General features: G+C 38.4%; 1 pseudogene. It reads left to right on the top strand.

The window, feature by feature from the left end:
• Nucleotides 1–127 precede the first annotated feature (127 nt).
• Nucleotides 128–283: pseudogene (locus MiAbW_RS20620) on the top strand (DUF3616 domain-containing protein); the annotation flags it as partial.
• Between the last annotated feature and the right edge of the window lie 123 nt (nt 284–406).

The raw sequence follows: 406 nt of genomic DNA on the forward strand, positions 1-406 counted from the left end.
AAATTTCTGGAGCCCAGTGGAATGAAGAAAATATCCCTCAAGTGCTTAAACACCGCTGTGCTTACCTAAATAACAGTCTTTAGCTATTGAATAGTATTTATGTTCTGACAAAACTGACTTGCTCCCTAGAGAAATCGACTTGGAGGGGGTAACTGTGCTAAATGACATAATCTATTAGATTACTTCCCATGGTCGCAATAAAAATGCTGAACAAAAACTCCCTCGTCATCAATTTTTTGCTAGTAAAATTACCGATGACGGCTCTAGTATAGTTCAAGTGGGGGGAGCAAGTCAGTTTTGTCAGAACATAAATACTATTCAATAGCTAAAGACTGTTATTTAGGTAAGCACAGCGGTGTTTAAGCACTTGAGGGATATTTTCTTCATTCCACTGGGCTCCAGAAAT

It is taken from the genome of Microcystis aeruginosa NIES-4325 (assembly GCF_008974145.1).
Taxonomy (GTDB): Bacteria; Cyanobacteriota; Cyanobacteriia; order Cyanobacteriales; family Microcystaceae; genus Microcystis; species Microcystis aeruginosa_G.